Origin of the sequence: Denitrificimonas caeni (assembly GCF_027498055.1) — a bacterium.
Lineage (GTDB): Bacteria > Pseudomonadota > Gammaproteobacteria > Pseudomonadales > Pseudomonadaceae > Denitrificimonas.
This window is the reverse complement of record NZ_CP114976.1, coordinates 1,831,745-1,850,791: the sequence shown is the minus strand read 5'-3', so window position 1 is coordinate 1,850,791 and position 19,047 is coordinate 1,831,745. Positions and strand designations below refer to the sequence as shown.

Annotated in this window: 19 protein-coding genes; 11 read left to right on the top strand and 8 right to left on the bottom strand. The window is 49.6% G+C overall.

The features are described 5' to 3' along the window. Positions 1–6: 6 nt before the first annotated feature. On the bottom strand, positions 7–495 hold the full coding sequence (gene moaC / locus O6P33_RS08795; protein ID WP_269817415.1) for a cyclic pyranopterin monophosphate synthase MoaC: 489 nt from the start codon (positions 493–495) through the stop codon (positions 7–9). After that, positions 489–1,091 (bottom strand): molybdenum cofactor guanylyltransferase MobA, encoded by a 603-nt coding sequence (gene mobA / locus O6P33_RS08790; protein WP_269819499.1) that lies wholly within the window; start codon positions 1,089–1,091, stop codon positions 489–491. Before mobA ends, moaC begins: the two co-directional genes overlap by 7 nt. A gap of 67 nt (positions 1,092–1,158) precedes the next feature. On the opposite strand from mobA, the gene moaB reads away from it, so the two are divergent. The 5 genes from moaB to O6P33_RS08765 all read left to right on the top strand — a co-directional run bounded on the left by moaB (position 1,159) and on the right by O6P33_RS08765 (position 5,178). Beyond that, on the top strand, positions 1,159–1,695 hold the full coding sequence (moaB, locus tag O6P33_RS08785) for a molybdenum cofactor biosynthesis protein B (RefSeq protein ID WP_269817413.1): 537 nt from the start codon (positions 1,159–1,161) through the stop codon (positions 1,693–1,695). A 1-nt stretch (position 1,696) separates the two neighbouring features. After that, entirely contained in the window at positions 1,697–2,896 is a 1,200-nt protein-coding gene (glp, locus tag O6P33_RS08780) for a gephyrin-like molybdotransferase Glp (protein ID WP_269817412.1), read from the top strand. Between the two features lie 135 nt (positions 2,897–3,031). Continuing rightward, positions 3,032–3,787, top strand: coding sequence for a molybdate ABC transporter substrate-binding protein (gene modA / locus O6P33_RS08775; RefSeq protein ID WP_269817411.1), 756 nt, complete (start codon positions 3,032–3,034; stop codon positions 3,785–3,787). A gap of 10 nt (positions 3,788–3,797) precedes the next feature. After that, the gene (modB, locus tag O6P33_RS08770) at positions 3,798–4,475 is read left to right on the top strand and encodes a molybdate ABC transporter permease subunit (RefSeq protein ID WP_269817410.1); all 678 of its coding nucleotides are present in this window, start codon (positions 3,798–3,800) and stop codon (positions 4,473–4,475) included. Between the two features lie 4 nt (positions 4,476–4,479). After that, the gene (locus O6P33_RS08765) at positions 4,480–5,178 is read left to right on the top strand and encodes a sulfate/molybdate ABC transporter ATP-binding protein (RefSeq protein ID WP_269817409.1); all 699 of its coding nucleotides are present in this window, start codon (positions 4,480–4,482) and stop codon (positions 5,176–5,178) included. Positions 5,179–5,310: 132 nt separating this feature from the next. On the opposite strand, the gene O6P33_RS08760 is transcribed toward O6P33_RS08765, so the two are convergent. After that, positions 5,311–6,507, bottom strand: coding sequence for an aromatic amino acid transaminase (locus O6P33_RS08760; RefSeq protein WP_269817408.1), 1,197 nt, complete (start codon positions 6,505–6,507; stop codon positions 5,311–5,313). Positions 6,508–6,675: 168 nt separating this feature from the next. Here O6P33_RS08760 and uvrB point away from each other — a divergent pair, with 168 nt between their 5' ends. Together uvrB and gltX are read left to right on the top strand one after the other, a co-directional pair. Beyond that, positions 6,676–8,691 carry an excinuclease ABC subunit UvrB gene (gene uvrB, locus O6P33_RS08755; RefSeq protein WP_269817407.1) on the top strand — a complete coding sequence of 672 codons (2,016 nt, stop codon included), beginning with the start codon at positions 6,676–6,678 and terminating at the stop codon, positions 8,689–8,691. 127 nt (positions 8,692–8,818) lie between these two features. After that, a complete protein-coding gene (gene gltX / locus O6P33_RS08750; protein ID WP_269817406.1) occupies positions 8,819–10,297 on the top strand; it encodes a glutamate--tRNA ligase in 1,479 nt (492 codons plus the stop codon). Between the two features lie 67 nt (positions 10,298–10,364). Here the strand turns inward: gltX and sulA are convergent, their stop codons facing one another. The 3 genes from sulA to O6P33_RS08735 form a co-directional block, all read right to left on the bottom strand. Then, positions 10,365–10,865 carry an SOS-induced cell division inhibitor SulA gene (gene sulA / locus O6P33_RS08745; RefSeq protein WP_269817405.1) on the bottom strand — a complete coding sequence of 167 codons (501 nt, stop codon included), beginning with the start codon at positions 10,863–10,865 and terminating at the stop codon, positions 10,365–10,367. Between the two features lie 9 nt (positions 10,866–10,874). Then, a complete protein-coding gene (gene lexA, locus O6P33_RS08740) occupies positions 10,875–11,501 on the bottom strand; it encodes a transcriptional repressor LexA (RefSeq protein ID WP_269817404.1) in 627 nt (208 codons plus the stop codon). 176 nt (positions 11,502–11,677) lie between these two features. After that, positions 11,678–12,556: a DUF6685 family protein gene (locus O6P33_RS08735; RefSeq protein WP_269817403.1), complete on the bottom strand. Its 879-nt coding sequence runs from the start codon at positions 12,554–12,556 to the stop codon at positions 11,678–11,680. A 114-nt stretch (positions 12,557–12,670) separates the two neighbouring features. Here O6P33_RS08735 and O6P33_RS08730 point away from each other — a divergent pair, with 114 nt between their 5' ends. Beyond that, positions 12,671–12,892, top strand: coding sequence for a DUF2835 domain-containing protein (locus O6P33_RS08730; protein WP_269817402.1), 222 nt, complete (start codon positions 12,671–12,673; stop codon positions 12,890–12,892). A gap of 50 nt (positions 12,893–12,942) precedes the next feature. Next, positions 12,943–13,971: a quinone-dependent dihydroorotate dehydrogenase gene (locus O6P33_RS08725; protein ID WP_269817401.1), complete on the top strand. Its 1,029-nt coding sequence runs from the start codon at positions 12,943–12,945 to the stop codon at positions 13,969–13,971. A 69-nt stretch (positions 13,972–14,040) separates the two neighbouring features. On the opposite strand, the gene rmf is transcribed toward O6P33_RS08725, so the two are convergent. Continuing rightward, positions 14,041–14,256, bottom strand: coding sequence for a ribosome modulation factor (gene rmf, locus O6P33_RS08720; protein ID WP_269817400.1), 216 nt, complete (start codon positions 14,254–14,256; stop codon positions 14,041–14,043). Between the two features lie 391 nt (positions 14,257–14,647). On the opposite strand from rmf, the gene rlmKL reads away from it, so the two are divergent. Both rlmKL and rluB read left to right on the top strand, forming a co-directional pair. After that, positions 14,648–16,891 carry a bifunctional 23S rRNA (guanine(2069)-N(7))-methyltransferase RlmK/23S rRNA (guanine(2445)-N(2))-methyltransferase RlmL gene (rlmKL, locus tag O6P33_RS08715; protein ID WP_269817399.1) on the top strand — a complete coding sequence of 748 codons (2,244 nt, stop codon included), beginning with the start codon at positions 14,648–14,650 and terminating at the stop codon, positions 16,889–16,891. Between the two features lie 95 nt (positions 16,892–16,986). After that, a complete protein-coding gene (gene rluB / locus O6P33_RS08710; RefSeq protein ID WP_269817398.1) occupies positions 16,987–17,994 on the top strand; it encodes a 23S rRNA pseudouridine(2605) synthase RluB in 1,008 nt (335 codons plus the stop codon). A 31-nt stretch (positions 17,995–18,025) separates the two neighbouring features. Here the strand turns inward: rluB and O6P33_RS08705 are convergent, their stop codons facing one another. Beyond that, complete coding sequence (locus tag O6P33_RS08705) at positions 18,026–18,949, bottom strand: GGDEF domain-containing protein (RefSeq protein ID WP_269817397.1); 924 nt, start codon at positions 18,947–18,949, stop codon at positions 18,026–18,028. Positions 18,950–19,047 lie beyond the last annotated feature (98 nt).

The following is a 19,047-nucleotide window of genomic DNA, read 5'->3' as shown; positions in this document are numbered from 1 at the left end:
CCATTATTAGCAACTGTGGCTGGGCGTGCTGTCCAGTTGGTAGTGACCAGACTTGCCGCCAAGTTTTTCTAGCAATTGAGTGCGTTCGATCACCATAGCGCGATCTACTGCTTTACACATATCGTAAATGGTCAATGCCGCCACGCTGGCCGCGGTTAAGGCTTCCATCTCAACCCCAGTTTGTCCAGACAGTTTACAGGTAGCAGTGATCTGCACTTGGTCAGGGGCATGAGCGGTTAAGTGCACTTTAATACTGGTTAATAATAGCGGGTGGCACAGGGGAATCAGCTCGTGGGTGCGTTTTGCTGCTTGGATACCAGCAATGCGCGCTACGGCAAACACATCACCTTTGGGGTGCTCACCATCAGTAATCATCGCCAAAGTGCTGGGTAACATGCGCACCCAAGCTTCAGCGGTGGCCTCGCGCTGGGTGTTGGCTTTATCGGTAACGTCGACCATATTGGCGCGTCCCTGCTCATCAAGGTGAGTCAGCATAAGGAATCCTCAATTAATAATGGTTGTTGCAACACACTGGGGTCATTGAAATTGGCCAGACGTTGCTCGTCAGCGGCGCAGTGAATTGCCACAGGGTTTAACTGGAGTAAAGCGTGTTTGGGGCTGCGTTCACCTGCTTGCCATAACTGTTCTAAAGCACTGAGTTGCGCCGTTGCAATAATACTAAACAGTGGTTGCCAATGGCCTTGGTGCTTAAACAGTGCAGGGCGCTCACCGGCCTGTTGATAGAGCTGCTGCAATAAGGCTTGATCAATACGCGGCGCGTCGCAGGGCAATACCATTAGATACTCGTGGCGCGCTACTTTAAGGGCGCTGAGGATACCAATTAAAGGGCCGGTGAAGTCTTGATTCGGATCACTGACTAATTGATCGGCCAGGTGCTGATAGCGCTCATGGTTACGGTTGCAGGAGATAATCAAATCATCAGTGAGCGGGCGCACTACGCGCTGCATATGCTCAATCAGTGCGTGCCCTTGCCAAGTAACCCAGCCTTTATCTTGGCCGCCCATACGTTGTCCACGCCCGCCAGCGAGCAGGACAATGGAGCAATTGGAAAATAAGGGGTAGTTGGGCATGCAAAACTCATTTTTCAAAGTGATTTGTGGTATATCTTGGCGCAAATTTCTCGTCATAGGACATCCCATGAGCCACGTAAGCAGCCAATTTGTGCCTTTAAATGTTGCAGTATTAACTGTCAGCGATACCCGCACCCCTGAAACTGATACTTCAGGACGCTACCTCAATGAGCAACTGCTCAGTACTGGCCACAAGGTGGTCGAACGCTTGATTTTGCAGGATAACCTATATCAAGTTCGTGCGCAGGTGGCGAACTGGATTGCCAGTGATAATGTACAGGTGATTTTGATCACCGGTGGCACTGGCTTTACTGATCGCGATAGTACGCCAGAGGCCGTCAGCTGCCTGTTTGACCGTGAAGTTGAGGGGTTTGGTGAGTTGTTCCGGCAAATCTCCTATACCGAAATAGGTACCTCGACAATTCAGTCCAGAGCCTTAGCAGGCCTGGCCAATAACACTCTGATTTGCTGCATGCCTGGTTCCACCAATGCTTGTCGCACCGCATGGGAAGGTATTTTGCTCGACCAGCTGGATGCAACCCATAAGCCTTGTAATTTTGTTGCTCACTTGGGCAAAAAAACGGCCTGCACAGGACGCGATTAAAATGAGTTTGTTGAATGTCGATACGGCTCTGCAAATTTTACTGGAACAAGCGCAATCTTGTGCCAGCTTAGGGATTGAAGAGCTGCCTCTCGATGCTGCTGAGAATCGCGTATTAGCTGAGCCATTATTGGCTCAGTTTGCCATGCCGCCGTGGCCCAATAGCTCTATGGATGGCTATGCTGTGCGCAGTACCGAAGTGCAAGCAGGGCAGGCATTACCAGTCAGTCAGAAAATCTTTGCCGGACACAGTCCTGAGCCGTTGGCTGAAGGCACCTGTGCACGGATTTTTACCGGTGCGCCAATGCCAGAAGGCGCTGATGCGGTGGAAATGCAGGAAAACACCGAAGAACTTAACGACGGTACTGTGCGTTTTATGCAAACAGTGCCTACGGCTAAGTTTGTCCGCCCTAAAGGTCAAGAAGCCATGCCCGGTGATGTAATATTACCAGCGGGGATTCGTCTGGGGCCTATTGAGCTAGCCATGGCTGCATCCTTAGGTTGCGCGCAGGTCACAGTGCGCCGTCAATTGCGGGTGGCAGTGGTCTCTACTGGTGATGAGTTGGTCGAGCCCGGTCAGCCATTAGCTCCAGGACAGATTTATAACAGCAACCGCACTATGTTGACTCAAAGTTTGCACCGCTTAAGTTGTGCGGTTATTGATATGGGCATTCTACCCGATAATGCGCAGCTGACCCGAGACCGTTTAGCGGCCATGAAAGATGTTGATTTACTGATCAGCAGTGGCGGGGTGTCGGTGGGTGAGGCGGATTATCTGGGCCAAGTGATCCGTGAAGAAGGTGAGTTGGATTTTTGGAAGCTGGCATTAAAACCCGGCAAGCCCTTTACCTTAGGTCGCTACCAAGGTGTGCCAGTGCTCGGTTTACCCGGTAATCCCACTTCAAGCTTAGTGACTTTTTTATTATTGGCTCGGCCCTATATTTTGACCCGCATGGGGGTGACCGAGCCCATGGCACAGCACTTTGTCGTGCCAGTTAACTTTGCCATGCCAGTCGCTGGTGTGCGCCGTGAGTTTATTCGTGTGGCGCTAGTGGATGGTCGCGCGGAAAAACTGGGTAATCAATGTTCAGGAATTTTGCGCAATGCCACCCAAGCCCATGGTTTGCTTGAGCTGCCGGAAAACACCAGCTGTGCAGTGGGTGATCAGTTGCGTTTCTGGCCGTTTTCCAGCTTGCTCAATTAGGCCGCTGTCCCTGGCCAAGTGGTGCGACAAAAGAGTGATGCTTTAATGTCGCACTGCTTGAACTTGTTCTACCCAACTCAATTGGAAAGCGTTATAGTCTGGCGTATATAACGAAATCAACTAGTCGGGTGCACAATGCTTAAATCAAGTCTAAAAAATCTATTGGCAGCGACCATCCTAGCTGCCTCAGGCAGTGCCTTTGCTGCTGAAGTTACTGTGTCTGCAGCAGCCAGTTTGACCAACGCTTTTAAAGAAATTGCAGAGAATTTCGAAGCCGCGTACCCAGAGCACAAAGTACTGCTTAACTTTGCCGGCTCTGGGGCGCTGCTACAGCAAATTGCTAAAGGCGCACCAGTTGATGTGTTTGCTTCGGCAGACCAAGTCACCATGGATAAAGCGCAGGAGCAGGGTTTGTTGGCTGATGGCAGCCGTCAAGACTTTGTGCAAAACACTGTAGTAGTCATTACCCCTGCCAATAGCCAACTTGAGCTCAATGAGCTAATTGATCTGCAGCAAGACGCACTGCAGCGTTTAGCGGTGAGTAACCCTGAGAGCGTGCCGGTAGGACGCTACAGCAAGCAGGCGCTGGTCACGCATAACTTATGGGATGCCCTGACAGACAAAATCATTAACACCCAGAATGTGCGTCAGTCCTTAGACTATGTGGCCCGTGATGAGGTGGATGCAGGCTTTGTCTACGCCACCGATGCGGCAGTGATGGCTGATAAAGTGAAGGTGCAATTTACTGTGCCGTTAGAAACTGTCGTGAGTTACCCCATAGCAGTGACCAAAGAAGGCAGTCGCAATGAATTAAGCCAGCAATTTATTGACTACACCTTTAACGGTGAAAGTCAGGCTGTACTGAGTAAGTACGGTTTCAGCCAGCCCTAAGCGAACAACCATGGAATCAGTTTGGATAGCGCTCAGCTTGTCATTAAAAGTGGCAGGTTGGGCGACTGCGCTCAATATTGTCTTAGGTATTGGTGTTGGGTTCTTTTTAGCCCGCACGCGTTTTTTTGGCCGTGACTTATTGGATACCTTGCTGACCTTGCCCATGGTGATGCCGCCAACAGTGCTGGGTTATTACTTATTGGTCTTGGTTGGGCGTAAAAGTGCATTTGGCGCATGGCTGTATGACAGTTTCGGAATTAATCTGATTTTCACTTGGCAGGGGGCAGTGATTGCTGCCACGGTGGTGGCCTTTCCTTTGGTGTTTAAGCCAGCGCGGGCTGCTTTTGAAGCGGTGGACAGTGAACTTGAACAAGCTGCTCGAGTTTTGGGCGTGTCTGAGTTGGCGATTTTCTTTCGCATTACTTTGCCGCTGGCCTGGCGCGGTATTTTGGCCGGTGTTTTGTTAGCCTTTGCCCGCGCGCTGGGTGAGTTTGGCGCAACCTTAATGGTGGCCGGCAGTATCCCCGGCAAAACCCAAACCCTGTCCATTGCCGTCTATGAAGCGGTGCAGGCGGGTAAAGATGATACGGCCAATATGTTGGTAGTCATCACCTCCATGGTCTGCGTGGTGGTGTTGTTAACTGCCAGTCGTTTAGCACCGGGGCGTATCAATGAGCGGGCGAGGTAGGCGGATGCTACTAGATCTAGATATCAGTAAAACCATGCGCTCTGGCAACCGTGAGTTTCGCTTAGATTTAAGCTATAGCGCGAGCAATGATCGCTTGGTGATTTTAGGGCCATCTGGCTCAGGAAAAAGCTTGCTGCTGCAAATGATTGCTGGGTTACTTAAACCCGATAGCGGTTATTTAAAGCTGGCTGGGCGCACTTTGTTTGATCAAAAACAGGGAGTTAACCTGACCCCACAACAGCGTCAAGTGGCGTTTCTATTTCAAAATTATGCGCTTTTTCCGCACCTGAGTGTGCGCCAGAACGTTGCTTTTAGTTTACGCCGCGGCCTGTTCAATCCAAGTACCAAGGTGGCCAGTAAGGCAGTGGATTATTGGCTGGATAACTTTGGTTTAGAGCCTGTGCAGCACCAACGACCCCATGAGCTATCTGGCGGTCAGCGCCAGCGTACTGCTTTGGCGCGGGCACTGGTGACTGAGCCGCGTGCATTGCTGCTGGACGAGCCGTTTTCTGCACTGGACCCTGATTTGCGCATTCATATGCGTAAAGAATTGCGTGAACTGCAAGAGCGTTTAGCCGTGCCGCTGATTTTGATTACCCACGATGTTGAGGACGTTAAAGTCTTTTCCAATGAAACCCTGTGCTTGAAAGATGGGCAGATTGATCAAGAGCGTCAGCAACTGCTGCGAGCCGCAATCGCGTAACACTCACTGCCGGCCTAAAGGCTGAATTACACTTCTAGCTTTAAAATTAGAGCCAATAAAAAAGCCAGAATCCACTTGGGACTCTGGCTTTCTCAATGCTGCAAGACGTATAGGCTTGGGCAAACAACAGTTTTACAATACCTGCACTATGGCGTCGGTGACTGCATCAATGTTGTTGAGGTTTAGTGCAGCAACACAAATACGCCCACTGGAGACTGCATAAATGGCAAACTCGTCACGCAGACGATCCACTTGCTCTTTAGTTAGACCTGAGTAAGAAAACATACCGCGCTGCTCAGCAACAAAACTAAAATCTCTTTTCGCTCCTTTGGCTGCCAACTGCTCGACCATCAGCTTGCGCATCAGTTGAATACGCTCGCGCATTTCGCCCAGCTCTTTTTGCCACAGAGCATTCAGCTCAGGGGTATTCAAAACCAAACCAACCACAGTGGCACCATGGGTGGGCGGGTTAGAGTAGTTGGTGCGAATGACTAGCTTAAGTTGCGACATGACGCGACCAGCTTCTTCTGCAGAGTCGGCAACGATAGATAAAGCCCCCACACGCTCGCCATACAAGGAAAACGACTTGGAGAAAGAGCTGGAAACAAAGAAGGGCATGCCAGAGTCAGCAAACAAGCGCACAGCCGCTGCATCTTCATAAATACCTTCGGCAAAACCTTGGTAGGCAATGTCTAAAAAGGGCACATGCTCACATTCCTGTAACACTTTAAGCACTGCTTGCCATTGCTCAATACTCAGGTCAACCCCGGTTGGGTTATGACAGCAAGCATGCAAAACTATAATGGATTGCCGCGGTAGCTGACGCAGGTCTTCCAACATGCCTTCGAGATCAACGCCTTGTCGCGCAGCATCGTAGTAACGGTAGTTTTGTACCGGAAAGCCCGCTGCTTCAAACAGTGCGCGGTGGTTTTGCCAGCTGGGATCGCTGATTGCGACCACTGCATCTGGTAACAAACGCTTGAGGTAGTCAGCACCAATTTTTAAGGCACCGGTACCACCAATCGCTTGACTGGTAACACAGCGGCCCGACTTGATAATTTCTGAGTCGGCACCAAATAACAGTTTCTGTACGGCACTGTCGTATGTACCAACCCCTTCAATGGGCAAGTAACCACGCGGAGCGTGTGCCTCAGCGCGGGTCTTTTCAGCTAACTCAACTGCTTTAAGAAGGGGAATACGTCCAGCTTCACTGTAATACACACCAACACCGAGGTTGACTTTGTGTGGACGGGTATCGGCGTTAAAAGCTTCGTTCAGACCCAAGATTGGGTCGCGTGGCGCCATTTCGACGGCAGAGAACAGGCTCATGTTTTGCGAACTCGTTGATTGTTGAATGGAGGCATTAGCTTAACAGACACTGCGTTGAGACGCAGCGCGATTCGACAGGTATTATGGCCAGCTAGCAAAGTTTTTCCGAAATGATTGGTTTTTTTGTCTTTATGCGGTGTTGTGCCGCGCTTGTTATAAGAGGTTTGCATGTCGCGCTTTGAGCTCGTCACACAGTTTCAACCCGCCGGTGATCAGCCCGAGGCCATCCGCAAGTTGGTTGCCGGTATTGAGTCAGGCCTTTCCCACCAAACTTTACATGGGGTAACTGGCTCTGGAAAAACCTTCAGCATGGCCAATGTGATCCAGCAAGTGCAGCGCCCAGCTATTGTTCTGGCACCAAATAAAACTTTGGCAGCGCAGTTGTACGGAGAGTTCAAAGAGTTTTTCCCGAACAACGCGGTTGAATATTTTGTCTCCTATTATGACTATTACCAGCCTGAAGCTTATGTGGCTGCCTCGGACACCTTTATTGAAAAAGATGCCTCGATTAATGATCACATTGAGCAAATGCGCTTGTCCGCGACCAAAGCACTGCTTGAGCGACCAGACGTTATAATTGTCGCCACTGTGTCCTGTATTTATGGTTTAGGTAGCCCAGAAAGTTACTTGAAAATGGTGGTGCACCTAGATCGCGGCGACCGCATTGATCAGCGCACGCTGTTGGCCCGTTTAGCTGATTTGCAATACACCCGCAACGAAGTGGATTTTTCCCGCGCGACATTCCGTGTGCGCGGGGATGTGATTGATGTGTATCCAGCTGAGTCTGATTTTGAAGCCATTCGGGTCGAGTTGTTTGATGATGAAGTGGAAAGCATCAGTGCCTTTGACCCACTGACAGGTAAAGTTATTGGCAAACTACCGCGTTTTACTTTTTACCCCAAGTCACACTATGTAACGCCCCGAGAAACACTGTTAGAGGCCATTGAGCATATTAAAGTGGAGCTTGCTGAGCGCTTAGAATACTTACGCAACAATGATCAGCTGGTGGAAGCCCAGCGCTTAGAGCAGCGCACCCGCTTTGATTTGGAAATGATTTTAGAGTTGGGGTATTGCAACGGTATTGAAAACTATTCGCGCTATTTGTCCGGTCGCGACCCCGGAGCGCCGCCACCGACTTTATACGATTATTTGCCGGATAACGCTTTACTGATAATTGATGAGTCCCACGTTTCAGTGCCGCAAATTGGTGCCATGTATAAGGGGGACCGTTCGCGTAAAGAAAACTTAGTCAACTATGGCTTTCGCCTGCCATCGGCACTGGATAACCGTCCGATGCGCTTTGACGAGTGGGAGGCTGTTAGCCCGCAAACTATTTTCGTTTCAGCCACGCCAGGGCATTACGAAGCTGAGCACGCGGGGCAAGTGGTTGAACAAGTGGTGCGTCCAACCGGTTTAATTGACCCGGAAATTGAAGTGCGTCCAGCACTGACGCAAGTGGACGATTTGCTTTCACAGATCAGCGCACGCATTGCTGTGGATGAGCGTATTTTAGTCACCACGCTTACCAAGCGCATGTCCGAAGATCTGACCGAATACCTGGGTGATCACGGAGTTAAAGCCCGCTATTTGCACTCAGATATTGATACGGTGGAACGGGTGGAGATTATCCGCGACCTGCGCATGGGGGTGTTTGATGTGTTGGTGGGTATTAACTTACTGCGTGAAGGCTTGGATATGCCTGAAGTTTCACTAGTGGCCATTCTTGATGCGGATAAAGAAGGTTTCCTACGCTCAGAGCGCTCACTGATTCAAACCATTGGCCGCGCAGCACGTAACCTAAACGGTAAGGCTATTTTATATGCTGACCGGATGACCGGCTCTATGGAGCGCGCCATTGATGAAACCAACCGCCGCCGTGAAAAACAAATTGCCTTTAATACTGAGCACAACATCACACCCATCGGCGTCAAGAAAAGTGTTAAAGACATTATGGAAGGCGCTGTGGTGCCCGGTGCGCGCAGTAATAAACGTAAGGCTCAAGCCCGCGCTGCCGAACAAGCTGCTGAATATGATCAACTGCACCGTACCCCCAGCGATATCAGCAAGCGGATCAAACAGTTGGAGGAGGAAATGTACCAGCTGGCCCGCGACCTCGAGTTTGAGGCAGCGGCGCAATTACGCGATGAAGTGCAACGCCTGCGTTTGCGCCTCTTGGAGTTGTAACCTTGTCAGTCAAGCTGTTGCGCGGTTGCCTGGCTGCTCTAGGAGCAAATCACAACTGGAGCGAGTGCGCTAGAGTTTGCTAAGATAGCGCCCTTACTTTTATCTTCTTTGGCTTTGAGTGAACTAAATGACCACTGTACGTACCCGTATTGCACCCTCACCAACTGGTGATCCGCACGTTGGCACCGCTTATATTGCATTGTTTAATATGTGTTTTGCCCGTCAGCACGGTGGTCAGTTTATTCTGCGTATTGAAGACACTGATCAGGTCCGCTCAAGCACTGAATCAGAACAGCAAATTTTTGATTCATTGCGTTGGCTAGGTATTGAGTGGGATGAAGGCCCTGATGTAGGTGGCCCACACGGCCCTTATCGACAAAGCGAGCGTGCTGATATTTATAAAAAGCACGCCGATATACTGGTTGATAGAGGCCATGCTTTCCCATGTTTCTGCAGTGCTGAACGCCTTAACGAAGTGCGCGCCCAGCAAATGGCTGACAAACAAACCCCAGCTTACGATGGTCTATGTTCACATTTAGACCCGGATGAAGCGCAGCAGCGAGTTGCCGCTGGTGAGTCACACGTGATTCGCATGCGCATGCCCACTGAAGGCGTTTGTATCGTCGATGATATGCTGCGCGGTAAAGTTGAAATTGGCTGGGACCGCATGGATATGCAGGTGCTAATGAAAGCCGATGGTTTGCCCACCTACTTTTTAGCCAACGTAGTCGATGATCACTTAATGGGCATTACTCACGTGCTGCGCGGTGAAGAGTGGCTGCCATCTGCGCCTAAGTTGATTGCACTGTATGAGTACTTTGGCTGGGAGCAGCCTGTTTTATGCTACATGCCATTGTTGCGTAACCCTGACAAAAGTAAGCTTTCTAAGCGTAAAAACCCCACCTCGGTTACCTTCTATGAGCGTATGGGTTATTTGCCGCAAGCCATGCTCAACTATTTAGGCCGTATGGGTTGGTCAATGCCGGATGAGCGGGAGAAGTTTTCACTGGAAGAAATGATTGAGAATTTTGATATCAATCGTGTGTCCTTGGGTGGCCCAATCTTTGATGTGGAAAAACTGTCTTGGCTTAATGGTCAGTGGCTGCGTGAGCTGACTGTTGAGCAGTTTGCCGATGCTGCTCGCGAGTGGGCATTTAATCGTGACTACGTGATGCAAATTGCACCGCATGTGCAGGGTCGAGTAGAAACCTTAAGTGAAATTGCTCCGTTGGCCGGATTCTTTTTCTCTGGTGCTGTCCCCATTAACGCCGAGCTGTTCAAGCACAAAAAGCTCGACGCTGATCAAGTGCGTCAGACATTGCAGTTGGTACTGTGGCAGCTGGAATCTTTACGCCAGTGGGATAAAGACGCCATTATGGCCAGCATCAATGCAACTGGAGCGCTGCTGGATCTAAAGCTGCGCGACATCATGCCTTTAATGTTCCCTGCAATTACTGGACAAGCCAGTTCAGTTTCGGTGTTAGATGCCATGGCTATTCTTGGCCCGGACTTAACCCGCTACCGTTTACGTCAGGCCTTAGAAGTGCTGGGCGGCGCATCGAAGAAAGAAGTTAAAGCTTGGGAAAAGCTGCTGCTCGACAAATAACGCAGTGGCATAAAAAAGCCGCGCTGACATAAGTATGCTAGCGCGGCAAACGATCTGCAGGGGAGAGTCAGATCGTGGAGGGTTGACGGATATTGAGGATTTGCGATGTGCCTGCCCGTGCTGCTTTGCTTAAGCGCGTACGTGCCGCACGAGGTAAAGGGTTAAACCAGCAAATCACCGTATGACTGCAACCTAAGCGTAGTGCATCGCAGGCCAGTTCTTGACTGCTTTGCATGCCCCTGGGACGTAAAACTAAAATACGCTCTCGATTGAGACCCGCATCCCGCAACCATTGGGCGGTAATTTGCTTTGGTGGTGATATCAAGGTGAGCCAGCGGTCATTTTCATCTTCACTCAACTCGCGCAAAATAGGCGCAATGAGCTGTAGGCATTGTTGGCTGCGGCCAGATAAAGAAATTTCACTGAATACGCCGTCGTCTTGCACGGCTGAGTCTTTTTGAACTGGCAAGGGCGCTTCAAGCAGAGGCGCAACCGCAGAACTGCCAACACTAAACAGCGGCTCAAATAAGGGTATCTGCTGATCTTTAAGTGATACTTGGCGAGTCATAAAACCTCTCTAGCGGCGTATAACACCGACACTTAAGCCTTCAATGGTCAGTTCTTGTGTTTTTAAATCAACAACAATTGGTTCAAAGTCGCTGTTTTCAGGTAACAACCAAACCGTATTACCTTCACGCTTATAACGTTTCACAGTGACATCATCATCGATTCGGGCGACAACCACTTGACCGTTACGGGCTTCTTGAGTGATATGAACGGCGAGCAAGTCGCCATCAAGGATACCAATATCTTTCATACTCATACCGCGCACTTGCAGTAAGTAATCTGCCCTTGGTTTAAATAAGTTGGGGGGCACAGGGCAGGAGCTTTCAATATGTTGCTCAGCCAAAATGGGTTCGCCCGCAGCAACTCGACCGACAACCGGCAGCTCATTCTCATTGAGGGTCAGGCCATTGGCGTCTAAGCTTTCGACCTCGACTATTTTCAAGCCGCGAGAAGCGCCTGGAATCATTTCAATTGCACCTTTGCGCGCTAGGGCTTTGAGGTGATCTTCTGCGGCATTAGGTGACTTAAACCCCAACTCTTTAGCGATCTCAGCACGTGTTGGTGGGTAACCATTGTCTTCAATCCAGACCTTAAGAAAGCTTAAAATTTCTGCCTGACGTTTCGTTAGCTTCGACATAATGAGTCTCTGTTGTTATATACAGTGACTGTTATTATATACAGTCATTTTCGATATGCAACGTTTTCACTGTATAGGTGCACACTTACTGACTGAGCATACGAGTTTAAACAGCAGGCTCTAAAGGTCTAAAGGTGAGAGGCGAGAGGTAGCAGAGGCAGCGGGAAGAGGGGGCTCTAGTGCAGCGCAAGTTGCAGCAGGATTTCACAGGCATCCTGAGCGCCAGCCATGAGCAGGCCTTTGCCAAGAGTGTCTGCAGTTGCTTGATTTTTCGGTAAAAGCAGTACTTCCAATGGCGCAGGTGCTTTGTTTAAAGCCAAGCGAGCATAGGGGCAGCCGGAGTGCAGTAAAATAGCCATAAACTCACGGTCACTCCATGCTTGCTCGGGCATGATGAGCATGTGGTATGTTTGCTTTACAGTTTGTAAGGTGTTGATATTCAGCGAGTAGCGGCAGATATGCGTACGCTTGGGCAACTCTAAACCGCGCCGTCTGGCGTAGACAACCGCGCAAGCGAATTCGTAACTGTGTTGTTCACCTGACCAAAATAAGCTTTCACCCAGCCAGCTGGCTTGGCGTAAGTAAATAGGTTCATCACTTAAAAACAACGGAATTGCTTGCGTGATGGTTTTCTCAAAGTCGCGGTAACTGATAATGCGAATATGACGACACTCTTTGCTGGCGGCAAGGGTTTCTAAGTCTTGCATGCCGGTCAGTTCGGCGAGGGGTTCAGTTAAGCCATATACATCACGTAAATCGACAATGGTTTCAGTATCAATGTCTTTATTGACCAATTTGGCAAGTAAGGCATGCGCCGCCGCTTTATCTTCTTGTACCGGCCCAGAAAGTGCGCCCCGAGGCAGTTCGTACAGGTGTTGGAAGTAGAGGTTTTTTTTCCAAGAAATCGTTAGCGGTGGAACTTCAAGACCCGCAAATGGCAGCTGAATGCGTGCAGCAATACGTTCTGGCGTAAAGGTGCTGGCGTCAAAATCAGCGCTTTTAAATAAAGCCCTGAAGCGCGACAGAAGTGACCCTGAAAAAGTTGAACGCCCCATAGATCTAGATAACACCTTTCGAACAGTAATAACCGTGAAGAGCCTCGGCATAACGCATGCTACACTGTGACAATATTTTAATAACAGTGCAATACTTCAATAGCAGAGTTTAGCATGCTCAGTTTAGTCTTTGATATATCAATACCTGCACAGGAATTCTTACGTGTTTATCAGGGTACGGCTAACCGCGTCTTGATTCGCAGCAGAACCGGACGAACGATCAGTCTGCCGGCGCGACACCTGCAGCCCTTTTTAACCCGTAATGGTATATCTGGCAGCTTTATTATGGAGTTTAATGCGCAAGGTCAGCTTTTAGATCTGCGGCGCTTAGCTTAACCCGCTATAATTACAAACATTAACTTAACTGATTCGATACCTTATATTCTATGTACAGCTTATCCCGTCGTTTACTCTTTAAATTATCCCCTGAAACAGCCCATGAATTAACCATAGATTTATTGGGTGCGGCAGGGCGACTTGGTTTGGCGCAGCGTGTGGTAAAACAGCCGACAGCTTTGCCAGTCAATGTTATGGGGATTGATTTCCCTAACCCAGTTGGTTTAGCCGCTGGTTTAGATAAGAACGGCGATGCCATTTTAGGTTTATCTGGTCTTGGCTTTGGCTTTATTGAAATAGGTACTGTGACGCCACGGGCGCAACCTGGTAATCCCAAGCCGCGTCTGTTTCGTTTGCCTGCCGCAGAAGCTGTGATTAACCGCATGGGGTTTAATAACCTTGGCGTTGATCACCTTGTGGAACGGGTACGCAACGCTAAGTTTTCTGGTGTCTTGGGGATTAATATCGGCAAAAACGTCGACACCCCAGTTGAGAATGCTGCCGACGATTACTTATTGTGCATGGATAAAGTGTACAGCAGTGCCAGTTACATTACGGTGAATGTAAGTTCGCCGAACACGCCCGGCTTACGCTCTTTACAGTTTGGTGAATCGTTAAAAAACCTGCTGGATACCTTGCGTCAACGTCAAGAAGATCTCACCGTTGTGCATGGCAAGCGCGTGCCGTTAGCGATTAAAATTGCTCCAGACATGAGCGACGAGGAAATTGTTAGCGTTGCCAATATTTTAATTGAAACGGGCATGGATGCAGTGATTGCCACTAACACTACGGTGTCTCGCCGGGGTGTTGAAGGGATGTTGCATGCCGATGAAACAGGTGGTTTATCCGGTGCGCCGGTACGCGAACAAAGCACTCATGTGGTCCGTGTGCTGGCTGAAACATTAGCAGGACGTTTACCTATTATTGCCGCTGGCGGCATTACTGAAGGTCAGCATGCTGCGGAAAAAATCCAAGCAGGCGCGAGCCTAGTACAGGTTTATTCGGGTTTTATTTATAAAGGACCTGAGCTCATTCGTCAGTCTGTGGATGCCATTGCCGGCGTACAGCCTAAGGCCTGATAGCGGCTATTGGGTTATTACAGAATCGTGAGGCCTGACTTGCGCCTCACGATCTAAACAGCAGCAGGCTTAACCTACGGCATTGAGTTCATTAAGCCGATGAATACCTGCGGTGCCACGATAGCCATCCCAGTTATCAGCACGGCCTTCTCGCCAGCCGTTTAACCAAGCTTGACGAGCAGATATTAAATTAAATGGACAGAGTTCGCGCGACTTACCTGTGACACCATGTTGGTAGCCACGTAAAAAAGCACGTTCTAACGGATCACGCTTGAGTCTTCTCATTGGGTGTTGCCCTCAGTGTTTGACAAGAATGTTACCGTCGGCTTTATAAGAAAGCCGTATACTGTACAGTTAAGAAACTCACATGCTCCAAGGTGAGTTTCAAGCTTGGCAAACCAACCAAGCTCATACGAGTTCTAACCAATGCTAAGCAGAGTTGGAATGATTATTTTGATCTATACAAGGGCTCTTTCAAGTATAAAAAGCATAAGGGGCGGTTTGTTGAATGGCTAAGCCGCATAGCTGAGTGTTTATGCGCTTGGTATCTGTGTTACAACTCAGCGTAATTGTCGCAAGCACAGCTCGTAATTGGGATTAATTCGATGAAAGGTTATTTTAACCTTACGAAAACCCTTCTATAAAAGTTTTAAATTAAGTACTCACTGGAAATTTTATGCCCGCCAATCAAGAAGTTGAACTGTATTTAACCTGTCCCAAGAGTCTAGAGGGTTTGTTGCTTGATGAAGCACAAGCCTTGGGCTTATCGGATGCTCGCGAGCAACTGGCTGGCGTATCAGGACGCGGTACGATGCAGGCCGCTTACCGCATGTGTTTGTGGTCACGGTTGGCTAACCGCGTCTTGTTGGTGTTAAAGCGCTTTAGCGTAAAAACAGTTGAAGATTTGTATCACGGCGTAAACGACATTGATTGGTCGGAGCATTTGCTTGCCAGTGGTACTTTATCTGTTGAGTTTACCGGCCGTGGCTCTGGGATTGATAACACCCACTTTGGCGCGTTAAAAGTAAAAGATGCCATTGTTGATGCTTTACGCGATGCCGAGGGCAACCGTCCTTCTGTTGATAAAATCAATCCCGATGTACGGATCCATTTGCACCTGCGCCGCGGTGAGGCAACTTTATCGCTAGACCTGTCCGGCACCAGCTTGCATCAGCGCGGCTATCGCTTGCAGCAAGGGGCAGCACCGCTCAAAGAAAACTTAGCTGCAGCTATTTTGCTCCGCGCCGGCTGGCCTGAATTGGCCAAACAAGGGGCTGCGTTAGTGGACCCAATGTGCGGGGTTGGAACCTTCTTAATTGAAGGGGCGATGATGGCAGCGGATGTTGCGCCAAACTTACGCCGTGAGCGCTGGGGTTTTAGTAATTGGCTTGGACATATTCCGGCAACTTGGCAGCCGCTCTACGAAGAAGCGCAACAGCGTGCGCAAACGGGCTTAGCCAAGACGCCACTGTGGATTCGCGGCTATGAAGCGGATCCGCGCTTGATTCAGCCCGCCCGCAATAATATTGAGCGCGCGGGACTGGCACGCTGGGTCAATATTTATCAAGGTGAGTTGGCAACCTTCGAGCCTAAGCCAGATCAAGGGCAAACTGGACTGGTGGTTACCAACCCGCCGTACGGTGAGCGCTTAGGTGATGAAGCCAGTCTTTTGTATCTTTACCAGTATTTAGGTGAGCGCTTACGCAGTGCCTGCTTAGGTTGGCAAGCGGCAGTCTTTACCGGCGCACCTGAACTCGGTAAGCGCATGGGCTTGCGCAGTCATAAACAGTACTCACTGTTTAATGGTGCTCTACCATGTCGCTTGTTGTTGTTCCAAGTTAACCCTGACCGCTTCGTCACCACTGAGCGCGCCAGTAGTCACGGGCAAGCTAAGCCAAGCCGTGATTTTGACGATGAAGCACCGCGCTTAACTGGTGAGCCAGAAACAGTGCCTGTTGCCGCAGAGTCTGCACGCCTGAGCGAAGGCGGACAGATGTTTGCTAACCGTCTAAAGAAAAACCTTAAGCAGCTAGGCCGCTGGGTGCGCAAAGAAGAGATCGAGTGCTACCGACTCTACGATGCCGATATGCCTGAGTACGCGTTAGCCATTGATGTTTATGCTGACTGGCTGCACGTGCAAGAGTATGCTGCACCGCGCTCCATTGATCCGGAAAAAGCTCAAGGGCGTTTCTTAGATGCTTTAGCAGCAATCCCTACGGTAATGGATGTGCCACCTGAGCGCATTGTAATTAAGCGCCGTGAACGTCAAGCGGGCACCCGCCAGTATGAGCGCCAAGCCGAGCGCGGGCAGTTTATGAATGTCACTGAAGGTGGTGTTAAGTTACTGGTAAACCTGACTGACTACTTGGACACAGGGCTGTTTCTTGATCACCGTCCGATGCGCATGCGCATCCAAAAAGAAGCAGCGGGCAAGCGCTTCTTGAACCTGTTTTGCTATACCGCGGTCGCAACCGTGCATGCAGCTGCTGGCGGTGCGCGCAGTACTACCAGTGTTGACTTGTCGAAAACCTACTTGGATTGGGCTAAGCGCAATCTAGCGCTAAATGGTTTTTCAGATAAACACAGCTTAGTGCATGCAGACGTTATGGCGTGGTTGGAAAATGATCGGGAAATCTACGACATGATCTTTGTCGATCCACCAACGTTTTCCAACTCTAAGCGAATGGATGATGTGTTTGATATCCAGCGCGACCATGTGCTTTTGCTTGATCGCGCCATGGCCCGTTTAGCACCGGGTGGTAGCCTGTACTTCTCGAATAATTTCCGCCGTTTTGTGATGGATGAAAGTGTTGAATCTCGCTATCAAGTGACAAATATCACTGCGCAAACCTTTGATCCAGACTTTGCGCGCAATAAGAAAATTCACCAAGCATGGCATTTAACTCAGCGCACTGATTGATTTATATCGTCTAATAGCTGGGCTGAGCGTATGATAAGCAACTTGCAAATTATGCAAATTAATAACTGAAAGTAACCCACCGGGAGGTGCTTAGAATGAACGATAAAACCAAACAAACTACTGTCGCACCAGTAGGCGAAAAACTACAGAAAGTCTTGGCGCGCATGGGTGTCGGCTCGCGCCGCGAAATGGAGCGCTGGATTCAAGAGGGGCGGGTACAGGTTAACTCTCGCGTTGCTAAGCTAGGCACTCGAGTCGATAGTCTAGATGCCATCGCTGTTGATGGTCGCCCATTGAAAAGCGATGCTGCTGACTATGCACAACGCCGTGTGTTGATCTACAACAAACCCGACGGTGAAGTTTGCACCCGTAACGACCCCGAGGGCCGCCCCACAGTCTTTGATCGGATTCCCAAGCCCCATGCTGGGCGCTGGATCAATATTGGCCGTTTAGATATCAACACCACAGGCTTGCTGATGTTTACCACCGATGGCGAGCTGGCTAACCGTTTAATGCACCCGTCTTATCAGATGGACCGTGAGTACGCCGTGCGTGTGCGCGGTGATGTCACTGAAGAGATGATCGATAATCTGAAGAAAGGTGTGATGCTTGATGATGGTCCGGCCAAGTTTACTGACATTAAAGCAGCGCCAGGTGGTGAGGGCTTTAACCGTTGGTTCCATTGTGTGGTGATGGAAGGGCGTAACCGTGAAGTGCGACGCTTATGGGAATCACAGGATGTGGTGGTCAGCCGTCTTAAGCGTGTGCGTTTTGGACCAGTGTTTTTGACGTCTGAATTACGCATGGGGCGCTGGCGTGAAATGACCCAGTCGGAAGTGGATATTCTCAGTAAAGAGGTGGGGCTGGAGCCGATTGCTTTGCCGGAAATGAGCCTAAAAGCTAAAGAGAAGCTTGAGCGTCAGCAACGTAAAACCGTGAAACCTGTAGGAGCTGGCCATGGTGCACGCCGTGGTGCGGATAAAACCGTTTACACCACCAGTAAAGAGCAGCCTGCTGAGTTTGCCAAAGACTCCAGAAAGCCTCGTAGCAATGCGCCTGCCGGTAATAAAAAAGCACCAGTACGCCGTTTACGTCCTGAGTAATTAAACGCAGAAAATATTGTGGCGCTCTAAACTAGGGCGCTACTTGGACTTGGTTACGACCTTTGCGCTTGGCAGCATACAAGGCTACATCAGAGCGTTGTAACAAGCTGCTCAGTGAGTCATCAGAGCCTAATGTCGCGCAGCCTAAACTTGCTGTTATAGATATTTCTTCCCCAGCGAAGTTGATGAGCAATGCTGCTAAACTTGCGCGCAATCTTTCTGCCACCACTAGAGCATCTGCCTCGCAAGTGTTCGGCAATACAGCTAAAAACTCCTCACCGCCGTAGCGAAATAAAGCATCGGTGCTGCGCAATTGCATTTGGATAGCTTGGGCGATTTCTACCAGCACCAAGTCGCCAGCACTGTGGCCATAGCAATCATTGATGCGTTTAAAGTAATCAATATCAATCATCAGTACCGACAGTGGCTGCTTATGACGCTGCGCCGTATCAATATCACGCTGCAAGGTTTGCTGCATAGAGATCCGATTGCCAGCCCCAGTTAATGGATCTTTAAGGGCGCTTTGCAGTGCGGCAGCGTAGAGCAGACCGTTGCGCAATGGGAAAATCAAACTGGCAATGATCGACTCAAAATCACCCAACTCCTGTTCAGTGAAGCTGCGTCCTCGGCTAAAGACAATATTGCCCAAATACTCACCTTGATAGTTCAAGTTATAGGCCACGCGATGCTTTTGCAGGACGCCCAGTTCTACAGCAACGCTTTGACTCTCATGCCTGTAAGTGAGCGAGTCGTAGCTGATCATGCGCTGTGATATTTTAAAAAACATCATTAAAATATCTTGCACATCCAAAGTGCTCTGCAATTGGTTGGATAACAGCTGACGCAACTCTTCATGGGATAGCGCTAGCAGCGGCAGCTCTTTAGCTGTACTGGCAAAGCGCTTAGCCGCAGAGCTTTCTAAATTAATAACATTTGAGTTGGATTGCGTATTCATAACATGGGACGCCTTAAGTATGCTTAATATTACTTAAGCTATTTTCGTGCCAGAATTATAAACACCTTCAATATCAATGACTTATACCGACAGGCAGG

Bases quoted from the DNA above. Each gene is read 5' to 3' on its own strand.
- moaC (WP_269817415.1), bottom strand. From the start codon at position 495: ATGCTGACTCACCTTGATGAGCAGGGACGCGCCAATATGGTCGACGTT.
- mobA (WP_269819499.1), bottom strand. From the start codon at position 1,091: ATGCCCAACTACCCCTTATTTTCCAATTGCTCCATTGTCCTGCTCGCT.
- moaB (WP_269817413.1), top strand. From the start codon at position 1,159: ATGAGCCACGTAAGCAGCCAATTTGTGCCTTTAAATGTTGCAGTATTA.
- glp (WP_269817412.1), top strand. From the start codon at position 1,697: ATGAGTTTGTTGAATGTCGATACGGCTCTGCAAATTTTACTGGAACAA.
- modA (WP_269817411.1), top strand. From the start codon at position 3,032: ATGCTTAAATCAAGTCTAAAAAATCTATTGGCAGCGACCATCCTAGCT.
- modB (WP_269817410.1), top strand. From the start codon at position 3,798: ATGGAATCAGTTTGGATAGCGCTCAGCTTGTCATTAAAAGTGGCAGGT.
- O6P33_RS08765 (WP_269817409.1), top strand. From the start codon at position 4,480: ATGCTACTAGATCTAGATATCAGTAAAACCATGCGCTCTGGCAACCGT.
- O6P33_RS08760 (WP_269817408.1), bottom strand. From the start codon at position 6,507: ATGAGCCTGTTCTCTGCCGTCGAAATGGCGCCACGCGACCCAATCTTG.
- uvrB (WP_269817407.1), top strand. From the start codon at position 6,676: ATGTCGCGCTTTGAGCTCGTCACACAGTTTCAACCCGCCGGTGATCAG.
- gltX (WP_269817406.1), top strand. From the start codon at position 8,819: ATGACCACTGTACGTACCCGTATTGCACCCTCACCAACTGGTGATCCG.
- sulA (WP_269817405.1), bottom strand. From the start codon at position 10,865: ATGACTCGCCAAGTATCACTTAAAGATCAGCAGATACCCTTATTTGAG.
- lexA (WP_269817404.1), bottom strand. From the start codon at position 11,501: ATGTCGAAGCTAACGAAACGTCAGGCAGAAATTTTAAGCTTTCTTAAG.
- O6P33_RS08735 (WP_269817403.1), bottom strand. From the start codon at position 12,556: ATGGGGCGTTCAACTTTTTCAGGGTCACTTCTGTCGCGCTTCAGGGCT.
- O6P33_RS08730 (WP_269817402.1), top strand. From the start codon at position 12,671: ATGCTCAGTTTAGTCTTTGATATATCAATACCTGCACAGGAATTCTTA.
- O6P33_RS08725 (WP_269817401.1), top strand. From the start codon at position 12,943: ATGTACAGCTTATCCCGTCGTTTACTCTTTAAATTATCCCCTGAAACA.
- rmf (WP_269817400.1), bottom strand. From the start codon at position 14,256: ATGAGAAGACTCAAGCGTGATCCGTTAGAACGTGCTTTTTTACGTGGC.
- rlmKL (WP_269817399.1), top strand. From the start codon at position 14,648: ATGCCCGCCAATCAAGAAGTTGAACTGTATTTAACCTGTCCCAAGAGT.
- rluB (WP_269817398.1), top strand. From the start codon at position 16,987: ATGAACGATAAAACCAAACAAACTACTGTCGCACCAGTAGGCGAAAAA.
- O6P33_RS08705 (WP_269817397.1), bottom strand. From the start codon at position 18,949: ATGAATACGCAATCCAACTCAAATGTTATTAATTTAGAAAGCTCTGCG.